Below are 11,357 nucleotides of genomic sequence, written 5' to 3'. Positions count from 1 at the left end.
ATTAAACAGCGGTTGTTTGGTATTGTGGCGTGCTTTGCACAGCAAACTCTCGTCCGTCGAGTAAACCTTTGCCTTTCTTGAGTTCATTTAATCTTGCGTTTACCACACCATCTGTACTGGAAAAGTCGATCTTATAACTACCTACATATTCTTGTACGTATTTTGTTGATAGTGACTTGAGTTTATCAATGTAGACGACTGCTTTGTCAAATTCGCCTTGTGATACCGCTTCAAGCTTTGGTGTCAGGAGCTGGGCAAATCGGTAGGGATGGCCAACAAATCCACTGCCCATAACAAGAGCAGCAATAATTGGAGTGGTTATCACGGCACTTTGGAACCACTCTGAAAACATCTTGTGGTCCTTGAGCATGCTGGCATTAGAGGTACGGTTAAGCCACTCTTTTTTTGCACGTTCTAACGTGTTTTGTAACAATGAACGCTGAACAAAAAAATCGACCAACTTAATAATGCGTTCTAGTACGCTGATGATAAAACTGACTAAGGAACCGACACCCACAGCTGTGGCTCCAGCAATACCAGCCACACTTAATGTAAAGTCTTTTATGCCACCAAGTGCTCCAGCCGCAGAGTGGCGGGCGAGGGTTCTAGATATAATACTTGGATGGCCTCCCAATAGCTCGACACCTCTACCTTGATAGATTTGGGTGATAAGGTCCCGTGATTTTAATACCGATTTTTTTACATCAGAATAGAGAGCGGATGCCCCTCTTACATGACCCCAGCCAGGAACTACATCAGCTAAATTACCAGCAAATTTACTAATAAGCCAAGATCCCACTTCAGACAACCATTCTACCCCGTGAAGCAAGTCGCCATAAATGTGTTTTACTTTATCAAGCAAGGTACGAAAGAAGTCTGCGAACAGTTCCTTAATGCTATTTTTCACCGAGGAAGTGACTTCAGATGCTTTTTTGACCGCCTTAGATAGCTTTTTCGCTGCTTTAGAATTCTTTAACCTCGCCATTGCTTCAGTGTTACTCAGCAGACTGTCTGCGGCATTTTTAAAATCCGAGAAGGGTTCTGTACCGACAACAAATGCGCCGAAAAAATGTGCGTTGGATATGGTGGCAATTTTGGCAATTTCAGTACTGGCAAGCATGTACATGGCGCCCATGCGAGCATCTGCCATTTCAGCAATCTGAACACCTCTTGCCGATTGGGATGTTTTACCAAAAATTTTATCTTTTATGAACCGTTTGAGTAGATTCATTTTCATCTTAACCTCCAGCACAAAGTACAGCAGCATGAGTATGCAAATTCAGTGTTTGTATTAATCAACAGTCTAGGTCTCTAATGACTAATTTAACAGTTTGATGAAATATTGGTTTAGCTGAATTATCTTAGTATTCAGAAAATAGCTGTGTTTGAGGCTTGAATATTGGGCCATCAGTGGCTTAACAGGCATGTAGCTACAGCAGATCACCACATGTATTTCGCATATTCGAGCTGAATTTTTGCTAGATCGGGTCTCTCCATGGTTTCTACTAGCAGATTTAGATTGGTGTTTGGGTTATGGTGAAGCGCTTGACCAAGTTGTATCGCGGTATTTACCACATATCTGCCGCAGTTAGTTCTATCAGAAAGGTCTTGAAATCCAGTGCTCAATGTGGTGATGTTTGTGCTGTAATCAAAGTTATGTAATGGGTTTAACTTTGAATCTAAAACATGCATGTGTCCATTCTGAATAATACCAAGGACGATGTGGTCACAGCTTCTGAAATGCCCCCTTTCTTTAAGGCCGAGTGGAATCAATACAGGTACATTGGGATCTTGCGTATCTCTTAGCGTTTCGAGTATAGAGTTCAGTGTGTTCAAAGGTAGCCAAAAGCCGCTAACGATAGTCAGGTTATGACCAGATAGCTTTTGGTTAATGATGTTATTCACATCACCCATGGCCAGTACACGTGTCTTTTTTGAATCCTCATGGCTTTCAAAAATATCTGAAGTATCAGAAAAATATTTATTAGACCTGTGTAATACTGATTCCATAGATATGACCTGAATGATTTTTGAACACCAAACTCAGACTATTATTCTCAATGGTGTCACTTATATCAATAACTGGTCTTACCAGGTTGGTGGGTAATGTATGGTTTTTTGAAATAAGTATATAGATAAGTATGCAAATGTAATTAATAGGCTGAGATAAAGTGATAATAATATGATAGCTATTGAAAAAATAAAGTATTTACAAGAAGTATTAAGTATTAAAGGCTTATGTTTTGATACAGATGGGTATTGCTCTATCATCGTGGATGAAGTTGCGGTTAGCCTGCAGAAAGATAATGAAGATATTATAGTATCCTCCTATATACACCAAGCTTCTGAAGATTTAGATAAGAGTTTTTATATAAACCTTCTATCTTTAAACTTATTTTGGAAAGTTTCAAATGGCTGTACAGTTAGCATGGAGCCTAATACTCTATCTATACTATCTCAAATAAAATCAGAGCCTTGTGATGATATACTGAGTGATTTAAATATCCTTGTAGAGTTCACAAAAAGAATACGAGACTCAATTGATTTGGTATTAAACGGAAATAAATTGTCATCTTGTAATAAATCGATGAAAATAAAGCTAGCTTAACACCTTACTCCTAATGACAGATTAGAGGTTAATTTAATGAAAATAAATTGTAATCACGATTCTAGTCATGTTGATGGCGGTTATACATATAAAAATGGTGCTCAGCATGAACCTAAGTCCGAATATAGTAAGAAAGGGTTTATGGGAAAAGTAGTGAGCTTTGTACAACATCTTCCGGAGTGGGTTGCCTCGGCATCACGATCAATTAAGGATTCAAATAGTCAACTTTCGTTTATCAAATCTACATCTATAGATAAAGGAGATAAGCTTTCTCATCAAGTTAAACAACACCTGAATGTAACAGAAGCTTCACCACAAAAGATAGGACAATTGGAAGCCTCTAGCATTGCTGACTTTGATGAAATGAAAATTGATGCACTAAGTGACTTTGCTCATTGCTTTGAAATGTGTAATTCTGGTCAAAAGAGTGATGTGACAGATACAAATCAATATCATATTGATAGATTAAGTGAGAGATTCCCTAAGATACAATCTAGTTTGATAATAGCGTCGATAAAGTTATGGGAAAGTGCACAAAAATCTCCTAATGATAGTGTAAAAGCACTATCAATAGATGAGTTTTGTGCACTGAGAATTTACTCTAGCGGCAATTATAAGGAAATAAACCGTGCGTTACGCGAAGAAGTTGGCCTTGAACACTGGAAAAATCTTATATCAGATGCGGAAAGTGGTATTCGTAAACTAGCAAGGTTGTCAGATGAAAAAAATAATTATAGCGTAGTATTCCGAGGTTTTAATGCTTCCGAAGATATGTCTTATCATCCAAATAACTATATAGAGGGCGACATCTTAAAGGACAGTGCGTTTGTGTCTTCTTCTGCTTCTAAAAGTCAAGCTGAATATTTTACATTCGGGGATAATGACTCGGTGATGGCTCGTATTTACAGCGAGCGTGGTGCTGGCATTGAGTCTATTTCTAGAAATCCTGAAGAAAGAGAATTTTTGTTTAAACCCTCAACTGAATTTTCACTTATTTTAAAAGTATACGATAGCAAAAATAAAACGTTTCAGCTGGTTTTAGAGGATAGTGATGCACCTATAGGTAAGGGGTCAAAGGGTGATGCAGACGCATTAATAGATAAACCGATAACTAGTCATGAAGGAGCAGTTGAATCAGAGTCATTATTTTCATCCTTAGATTTGGAGCCGATTAAATTACCTCCATCAAGTATATTTCGAAGTATGAGCGCAACAACCCTAGTCACTATATTAGATAAGGCTGAAGACGCGTCTAACTGGATTGAAATTGCAGGACAAAAAGGCTCAAACCCTGGGCACCTTATGAGGGATCTGGATGGATGTAAGTGGTATGTTAAACAGTCTCTCAAAGGGTCAGATCGAATTTTGAACGAGATCTTAGCTTGTAAACTCTACGAAGCAGCAGGTGTTTCGGTACCTACAGTCAAACTTGTGAAAGAAGGTGATGAATATGCTATCGCATCTCAGTGGATTGATGGAATCAAGAGTGATAAAAACGGTATGAGTAAAGAGTCACAAGTTATGGAAGGGTTTGCTGTTGATGCTTGGTTGGCGAATTGGGATGTTGTGGGATTAGATTATGATAATTTAGTTAGAAGACCTGATGGAAACATACTTCGTCTGGATGTAGGTGGTTCGTTACTTTACCGCGCCCAAGGTGAGCCTAAGGGACATAAATTCGGAGGAAGCGTTGGGGAGCTAAAAACTTTACTTGATGGGACAAACCCGCAATCTTCCCATGTTTTTCGCTCTATTACACAGCAGCAGTTGGATGCAGGAATTCAAAAAATTGCCAGTATTGACGATAAAACTATCGATAACATGGTGAAGGAATTTGGTCCTGGTGAAGTGGAAGAGAAAGAGATTTTAGCCAACATATTGAAAGAGCGCAGGGACTATCTAATAAACTTTGATACCACTAGCCTTGGTCTAAAATCGCTTTGAGTATATGCATTGTATTAAGTGAGTAGTTTTGTATGAGTCAGTATGGATATATCACTAACGATGAATTACTCATACTAGAGATCTAAGAGGTAGGCTCAAAGTTTGGTGTGTCTCATTTTAGAGTTGTGTTCACGGTGGTATGTTTGGGCTTGATAGTAATATTAATCACATCTTAATTAGGCGTTATTCGGTATATGGATATTCAGCTAAAACAAATAATAAGCGATGAGTTTGATAGTCTGTTTTCAGTTGTGAAACAGGGGCTGTTCACTCATGTTGATTCAGTCTTTGGTTGGTGTGATGAATTTCAGTCCAATCGCTTAAAAAATGATTACGAGCCGCATTGGTTTCATTGGGTTTATCTCAATGACATGCGAGTTGGCATATTATGTTTCAAGCCATACGACAATGCACTTCATGTACATTTACTCATTATTTTTCCTGAATTCCAAAGTCAGAAAATAGGTGAGAGGGTTATGAATAGGGTTCACGAAATAGCGCATGAGCAAGGTAGAACTTATGTAACCTTATCGAGCTTTGTTATAAACAAGCCTGCTGTTAGCTTCTATCAATCTCTTGGTTATCAGGTCACGGAAAGTAATGAAACTTTCCTTTCTTTGTCGCTTAACATTACCTCATAGTAAACGGCGGCATCTCTAAGTTTTATACACACAAGAGCATCCAAATATAAGTACGTCCATGCAATCCCTTTGCTGTGGGTCCCAAATTTAGTGAAACTTATTATGTGCACTGAACTTATCATCGAATAATCTTTGCAACGCATAGCTTTTGTTGCTTAATTCTTGTGGTCACCAACCATTACCATTAAGGACATAGTAATGAAAAACACAGCTATCGCAGTGTTAGGTTTACCTATTTTATTTTCCAATACATTGCAGAGCCCAGTGCTGCATGTGATGTTGAGATCCCTTCGTCCCAGCATCTCGTCGATGGCATAGTGATGAATATTAAGCCGGGGGATACGGTCTGTTTAGCTGCGGGTGAACGTGGCCCACTAAGAGTAAAAAATATTCTAGGTACCGAGTCACAGCCTATTATTATTCGTAATACTGATGGGGTAGTGATAACACAACCCTACGAATACAGCATAGCTATTGAGCAATCAAAGTGGCTTAGGCTTACCTCCATCTCGCAAGATCCTGCTAACCCATACGGTATTCGTTTAGGTGGTACATTAAGTGTGGGTAAGTTAAGCGAACAAGTAGAAATCGACAACATCGAAATTTACCGAGCGCGATTTGCTGGTATGTTGATCAAGACCGATCCTAACTGCGATCGTGATACTTGGGCTGAAAACTTCACTATGACCGGTATTCATATTCATGATAACTACCTTCATCATACCGAAGAGGGTGAAGGTATGTATGTGGGATATACCGCTTTAAGTCGTACACTAGAATGCGACGGCGTTCCCACCACAGTTTACCCGCATAAGCTTGAATACGTTCGTATTTACAATAACAAATTAGAGCAAATGGCCGCAGATGGTATTCAGTTAAACGCGGTAAAAGGTGATGCGCAGATTTACAGCAACAAAATTTACCGCACGGGCGTTAGCCTCTTTGCCCCGTATGGCAGAATACCGGAATTCAAGTAGGTGGCGATAATGTATTGGTGAGGGATAACCTTATCTATCGTAGTGGTGGTAACGGTATGATGCTCGACGGTGATAATCTGCAAGTGATTAATAACAAGATAGTTTCCCCAGGTGAAAATGGCATTTTTGCGCGTAATGCGGCGCAACAAAATTCGCAAATTAGCGGTGGTTTACCTCATTTTTACCAAGATAATTTAATCGTTCACCCCGTAACCTATGGCATAACACTGTATGCGATAAATACCGCATCAGCTCATATCATTGGGGATAACACCATTGAAAATGACGGCCGACTCGATGCTGCAAGCCGGCCAATGACTTTCTCGTTTTTAAACGACCAAGTTGAACGCGTGTTGTATAACAATCAGCACTATATTTATGATGCAATTAGCGACTAGTGTATATATGTGCTCGGAAGGTGGGCGCGAGCGCCCACTTAATCAAGATAATCAGAGATAACGACTTCTCAAATGGTTTTGGAAATGCGCCGCATTCAGGGTTTCGCCTGTTGCTTGTTTGACTAACTCATCTGTGGTCAACAAGCTTCCCTTGCTCCAAATGTTATCAGATAGCCAGCTAAAGATAGGGGTGAGATCGCCCGATTGAATGGCAGCATCCACATCGACACTCTTTTGCATTGACGCCATAAACTGGGCCGCATACATAGCGCCTAAGGTGTAACTAGGGAAGTAGCCAAAGGCTCCGTCCCTCCAGTGAACAATAATCACAAAAAGAAAAATCTATATTTGACGATGGTTTAACGAACAATTATAACTAATTTTCTCATCGTGTTGCAGAAAAAGGATTTCAGTATGCATGCTCGTAGTTCACAACCCATGATCTATTCTTATTCACGTTTCTCGAATATCGAACAAGAGAAAGGGCACTCTCTTGAGCGCCAAGCGGATAACGCACAAAAAATAATTGAAGAGGTAAGGGTAGAGTACGGCCTTGAGGTCAACACTGATCTAGTTATGACTGACAAGGGGCTTTCTGCATTTCATGCAGAACACAAGAAAAGAGGAGCTTTTGGCGTATTCTTGAGCCTAGTTGAAAATGGAATTGTAAAACCTGGTTCAGTGCTGATTATTGAGTCTCTGGATCGAATGAGTCGGGAGCAGCCCTATAAAGCACAGTCAACATTAAACGATCTTGTTAATGCTGATATCACAATAATAACAACGATGGAGAAGAAGGTTTATAACAAAGAGGCTTTAGCTAAAGATCCCTTAGGCACTATGATTATGGCCGTCGTAGAGATGGTTCGCGCTCACAAAGAGTCATTGATCAAGCAAGAGCGGTCTATTGGTGCAATTGTTAAACAAATTGTAAGGCATGAAGAAGGTAAAGTTGCTGACGTAGCCGGAGCAATTCCATTTTGGATTAGCCGTAAACCAAAGCCACCAAATACACCCAAAGAAGTAAAGGGCGGATTCAGATTTAACGAACATGAGTCAACAATTCGCCTCATTGTTGATATGTACAATAACCAACGAAAAGGTCTCAGACCAATTAGCCGAGAGCTTCTAGAGCGTAAAATACCAAGTCCGAAAGGTGGTAAGACATGGGGTGTTTCAACCATTTCATCTGTTCTTGCAAATCCAGGTTTGTGTGGTCGAAAGATTTTTAAAATTCGTTATCTCAGCGAAGGTAAGCAGGTCGAAAATGAATATCATCTTGACTCATATTTTCCTGCGATTATGAGTGAAGAAGATTTTGATGCGATGCAAGCAATCAAGAAGCGCAAAGCAGGTTCAACAAGAGGGAGGGGTAAGTGGGTTTATATGCTAACCAACTATGGTGAAAAATCCCGGTGTGCCAAGTGCGGTTCAAGCATTGGTTCACAGCCCGCCCCTCAAAAGGATCGCATACGCCGTCGATTGCACTGTAGTAAGAATAAAGAGACTGGCGATTGCTGCGACAGCATTATTCAAGATTATATTGAAGACGCATTTCTTCGCTCTGTATCTGCTCACATTGATTACAACCTGATCAATAAAAACCTCGATCCGAATGAAGCTATTTTAGTGTCTGAACGCCTCCAAAATATTGAGATTGAAATCGATAATTTGTACGAAATGATGAAAGTCATGCAGCGTGATCCCAAGCGAGTAGCTCGTGCTAGGCAGGATATTCATGAGCTCTATGACGAAAAAGAACGTCTACAAAAGCAAGAGCATGACGTCGCAGAGTTTCAGATTTCATCGGAAGATATTCAAGAGTTTGTGTTGAAAGTAAACGAAGCTAGAGACTTTGAAAACCTTGAAGCACGAAAGTTCGTTAAACATATTTTGTCTCAGTGCATTAGCAAAATTGAAGTTCACATGAGGCCAGAGAATCTCAGTCATTACGGCTATGAGAACATTTGCGAAAATGCCTTGGTGAATCGTGTTGACGTCGAATTTTATAGTGAAAAGTCGCTATCAATTTTTGTACGTGTGAGCGACGGTGAGTTGTTATTTACCAAAATTTGCGATGAGTTTGCTGACAGTGCCTTGGGATCTTTTACAGAAGAAGAATTGCAAATCTGGAACAATCAAGGTGAAGAAGAACTTGATAAACACTTAGCAGAGAATCGCGGAGATAAGCTTGATATTAAAGAGCAAGCCTGGTTCACAATTGATGTTAGCGATGCAATTCTACGTGAAATGTTTGATGCTCTAGGTCAAGATGAATAAAACTAGACCTATTCTGCACAATAGATCAAACACAAAACCAACTTGACGTCAACTAATATCTATGGTAGATTACCCCTCCACACAGCGAGGGGTATGTCAATGCTTAGATTCATTTCTTTCAGATACATTGCTTTGCTTATAATCGTCATTCTCATTGTAGATTACGCCTTTTTCAAATCATCACAAACAGCAAGCTTGCTTGAGACAGCACTGCTCAACAGTAAGTCATATTCTTAATTTTTAATAGTTCAATCAACAAAACCAGACATCATGCGCTTCCAGCGTAGGGCACTTTGCATCCTCACGACAGGAGTTTGAACTATGACAACTAAACCAAGTTTTGATCGCAAGAAGTACGATCGATTGATTGAGATAGCTACTACACAACCGGGCATGCGTGAGACTCTTGAACAAATGGAGACACTTGTTATTCAGCTCTCGCCCAATGTCGATAAGTTTATCAAGATGCACAACTATGTCAGCGTAGATAGATTTCTTAAAGTGCTGCCTCATGTTCATGTTGATGGCGATCTTCGTGGCTTTTTCAAAGTTCAAGCCAGCGATGAAGCTGTGCAGTTCTACATGTGCGCTTATCAAACTCGCATGAGTGCTGAGCATGATACGTTCATCGTCTACATCTGCACTCAAGCTGAAGACGAAGAATACGGCATTATCGATACTCTCTTGCAAATGACACATAACCAGCTTCCGAATCTGCCGCCAGATTCGTTACCGGTCTCCGTTGCTAAGTCGAGTGTCGACTGGGATGATCTGGAGGAGTTCGACAAACTTGGTGGCTGATGTAAATGAAGAAAGCTTGGCTTCAACCTTTAATTTAGAGTCATGGTTGCACACATACCTCAATTGCCGGATAGGTTCTAGGAACTTTATCGGACGGGTGATTTGAAGTCATCGTGATACACCAATAACCATTTTATAAAAGCAGCTGTTCATTGCCTTGAACGGTAGGGATTCGTGCGCCTGAAAAAACTATCAATGGAAGGGATAAACATGAATATGAGACCAAGTCATCACCTAAATACAATTTCCAAACAATACCCTGGTATTTGGAAACATGTGGATCATTTTATAAAGCATAAAGGAAAGGATCTGGGTGACTGGCCAGAATGGTGTTTTCTTCCCATGGCTGCGAGTTGTGCAATCGCTAGCACTGGTGGTGACATTCTTTTCGGTGAAGGATCTGATATCGCTACGATATCATCACTGATTGCATGGAGATATACACAGGGAATCTATTGTTTTGATCCAGAAGTGTACGCCGAAATCGAAAATACAGTGGTTGATAAAAAAATTCCTACCGATGTTCTTTATCGTCTTCCTGAGTGGGGAGTGTATGTCGAACTGCAAGATGTCGAAGGGGCCCACGGATTCTTTGCTCACCTAGAATTCGATATGAACACAAAAAGATCAGAGTTGCGTCTATTAATCGACACTGAAGAAAGGCTATTGCCCATTATACTTCACTTGGGAGATTGGGGAGTTGCCGAGGCAATCAATAAGTCTCTTGATGTTAGTTTTAGTGATGCTTCATGGTTTACGGGTATTAGGGATGTGGTTTTGGAGTGGCAGTGTGAGATGGCTCGTAAGTGTTTAAGCCTTTTGCTCTACATCTGTTCTGAAGAACCAGATATCGAACGTGTTGAGGGAAATTTGCCTGCTCATGCCAGACCCAAAAAAGTGAAAAAAGGCTATAAATTTTTTGCTCCAAGCAAGCCAAAGATTTGGAACGTTGGGAAAAAGATTGCTCATGTTGTTTCATCGGCTTCATTGGATTGGAAGGGGGGAAGTCATACAAGCCCTAAAGCCCATATTAGACGTGCACATTGGCATGGGTATTGGACAGGGCAGCGTAATAGCGTTGACCGTAAATTCATCTACAAATGGATTCCAACAATGATAGTGAATACCAAATAATCAGTAGGCTACTTATTTCGTGGGTTTTGATGCCATTATCGACTGTGTAAAGCGATATATCCAGCATAGTGTGGTGTGGCATTGATTGCTTTGAAAAACTATGGAGGTAGAAATGTTTCTTGAGCAAGCCGCTGAGAGATTGGTTCTGGATGTGAGGAAACTGACTGAATCAGAAACAAAGCTACTGATCTCTGAAACATATCGCGACATACATCGAGCAGTGCTTATGTCGTTAAAGCTCAATCGATACGGAGAGCCGCTTGCCGCGCTGGGTGGCGCTAAAGTTTGCTTTCGTATGTGCAATTTTCTGAGACTTCAACCGTTTTACAAAGAGCGCGACGTGAGAGAAATGTTGGGCGCAATGGTTGATTATCGCAAACCAGAGTATGAGCACGATGTATACCAAGTTGGTTGGCTTCCTTACTATCACTACGCTCTGTATTGGCACATCCAAGCATACAGAAATAAGCGACCAATCAACATGTATCGATTACCCGCTCGAGACTTTTCGAATATCGAATTTCTAGTACATGTGAGCGCAGAAATTGTCAACGATAAAAGAGGGGGGTGATTA

Annotated in this window: 11 protein-coding genes and 1 pseudogene; 9 read left to right on the top strand and 3 right to left on the bottom strand. The window is 40.4% G+C overall.

All coding sequences use genetic code 11. The features are described 5' to 3' along the window. Nucleotide 1 precedes the first annotated feature (1 nt). Entirely contained in the window at nucleotides 2-1,237 is a 1,236-nt protein-coding gene (locus tag AAFM34_RS03915; protein ID WP_341660170.1) for a hypothetical protein, read from the bottom strand. A gap of 203 nt (nucleotides 1,238-1,440) precedes the next feature. Beyond that, a complete protein-coding gene (locus AAFM34_RS03910; protein ID WP_341660168.1) occupies nucleotides 1,441-2,010 on the bottom strand; it encodes a hypothetical protein in 570 nt (189 codons plus the stop codon). Between the two features lie 172 nt (nucleotides 2,011-2,182). On the opposite strand from AAFM34_RS03910, the gene AAFM34_RS03905 reads away from it, so the two are divergent. From AAFM34_RS03905 to AAFM34_RS03885, 5 genes are all read left to right on the top strand, one after another. After that, nucleotides 2,183-2,608: a type III secretion system chaperone gene (locus AAFM34_RS03905; protein ID WP_341660166.1), complete on the top strand. Its 426-nt coding sequence runs from the start codon at nucleotides 2,183-2,185 to the stop codon at nucleotides 2,606-2,608. 36 nt (nucleotides 2,609-2,644) lie between these two features. Further along, entirely contained in the window at nucleotides 2,645-4,552 is a 1,908-nt protein-coding gene (locus AAFM34_RS03900; RefSeq protein ID WP_341660164.1) for an ADP-ribosyltransferase domain-containing protein, read from the top strand. A 194-nt stretch (nucleotides 4,553-4,746) separates the two neighbouring features. Beyond that, the gene (locus AAFM34_RS03895) at nucleotides 4,747-5,193 is read left to right on the top strand and encodes a GNAT family N-acetyltransferase (RefSeq protein ID WP_341660162.1); all 447 of its coding nucleotides are present in this window, start codon (nucleotides 4,747-4,749) and stop codon (nucleotides 5,191-5,193) included. A 320-nt stretch (nucleotides 5,194-5,513) separates the two neighbouring features. Next, nucleotides 5,514-6,170, top strand: a complete 657-nt coding sequence (locus AAFM34_RS03890; RefSeq protein ID WP_341660161.1) for a hypothetical protein — start codon at nucleotides 5,514-5,516, stop codon at nucleotides 6,168-6,170. A 17-nt stretch (nucleotides 6,171-6,187) separates the two neighbouring features. Continuing rightward, nucleotides 6,188-6,568: a hypothetical protein gene (locus AAFM34_RS03885; RefSeq protein ID WP_341660159.1), complete on the top strand. Its 381-nt coding sequence runs from the start codon at nucleotides 6,188-6,190 to the stop codon at nucleotides 6,566-6,568. Between the two features lie 51 nt (nucleotides 6,569-6,619). On the opposite strand, the pseudogene AAFM34_RS03880 reads toward AAFM34_RS03885, so the two are convergent. Continuing rightward, nucleotides 6,620-6,889: pseudogene (locus AAFM34_RS03880) on the bottom strand (carboxypeptidase M32); the annotation flags it as partial. 93 nt (nucleotides 6,890-6,982) lie between these two features. Between AAFM34_RS03880 and AAFM34_RS03875 the strand changes: the two are divergent. The 4 genes from AAFM34_RS03875 to AAFM34_RS03860 all read left to right on the top strand — a co-directional run bounded on the left by AAFM34_RS03875 (nucleotide 6,983) and on the right by AAFM34_RS03860 (nucleotide 11,354). Then, nucleotides 6,983-8,848 carry a recombinase family protein gene (locus AAFM34_RS03875; RefSeq protein ID WP_341660157.1) on the top strand — a complete coding sequence of 622 codons (1,866 nt, stop codon included), beginning with the start codon at nucleotides 6,983-6,985 and terminating at the stop codon, nucleotides 8,846-8,848. Nucleotides 8,849-9,169: 321 nt separating this feature from the next. Further along, on the top strand, nucleotides 9,170-9,649 hold the full coding sequence (locus tag AAFM34_RS03870) for a hypothetical protein (protein ID WP_341660155.1): 480 nt from the start codon (nucleotides 9,170-9,172) through the stop codon (nucleotides 9,647-9,649). A gap of 210 nt (nucleotides 9,650-9,859) precedes the next feature. Then, nucleotides 9,860-10,783, top strand: a complete 924-nt coding sequence (locus AAFM34_RS03865; RefSeq protein WP_341660153.1) for a hypothetical protein — start codon at nucleotides 9,860-9,862, stop codon at nucleotides 10,781-10,783. A 112-nt stretch (nucleotides 10,784-10,895) separates the two neighbouring features. After that, nucleotides 10,896-11,354, top strand: coding sequence for a hypothetical protein (locus AAFM34_RS03860; RefSeq protein WP_341660151.1), 459 nt, complete (start codon nucleotides 10,896-10,898; stop codon nucleotides 11,352-11,354). Nucleotides 11,355-11,357 lie beyond the last annotated feature (3 nt).

It is taken from the genome of Vibrio sp. (assembly GCF_038138445.1).
Lineage (GTDB): Bacteria > Pseudomonadota > Gammaproteobacteria > Enterobacterales > Vibrionaceae > Vibrio.
The sequence above is the reverse complement of the archived record's forward strand: the minus strand, read 5'-3'. Positions and strand labels throughout refer to the sequence as shown.